The sequence below is a fragment of the Paenibacillus sp. EKM301P genome (assembly GCF_011800295.1).
Lineage (GTDB): Bacteria > Bacillota > Bacilli > Paenibacillales > Paenibacillaceae > Paenibacillus > Paenibacillus polymyxa.
Map to the genome: position 1 here is coordinate 1 of NZ_JAALFM010000066.1, position 735 is coordinate 735.

Annotated in this window: 1 rRNA gene; it reads right to left on the reverse strand. The window is 54.3% G+C overall.

Features of this window, described 5'->3' with window-relative positions:
* A 23S ribosomal RNA gene (locus HFD99_RS24835) occupies positions 1-735 on the reverse strand; the annotation flags it as partial.

A 735-nucleotide genomic window follows, 5' to 3' on the forward strand; every position in this document is an offset into this window, starting at 1 on the left:
TTGGGGCGCCTCCGTTACTCTTTAGGAGGCGACCGCCCCAGTCAAACTGCCCACCTGACACTGTCCTCGTACCGGATCACGGTACCAAGTTAGAACCTAGATACGATCAGGGTGGTATCCCAAGGATGCCTCCCTTCAAGCTGGCGCTCAAAGTTCTACGGCTCCCACCTATCCTGTACAGATCGTACCCAAATTCAATATCAAGCTGCAGTAAAGCTCCATGGGGTCTTTCCGTCTTGTCGCGGGTAACCTGCATCTTCACAGGTATTAAAATTTCACCGGATCTCTCGTTGAGACAGCGCCCAAGTCGTTACGCCATTCGTGCGGGTCAGAATTTACCTGACAAGGAATTTCGCTACCTTAGGACCGTTATAGTTACGGCCGCCGTTTACTGGGGCTTCGGTTCATAGCTTCGCCCGAAGGCTTACCACTCCCCTTAACCTTCCAGCACCGGGCAGGCGTCAGCCCGTATACTTCGCCTTGCGGCTTCGCACAGACCTGTGTTTTTGCTAAACAGTCGCTTGGGCCTTTTCACTGCGGCCCCCTCGGGCTATTCACCCTACCGAGGCACCCCTTCTCCCGAAGTTACGGGGTCATTTTGCCGAGTTCCTTAACGAGAGTTCTTCCGCGCGCCTTAGAATTCTCTTCTCGCCTACCTGTGTCGGTTTGCGGTACGGGCACCTTCTCCTGGCTAGAGGCTTTTCTTGGCAGTCTGAGATCATGACCTTCGCTACT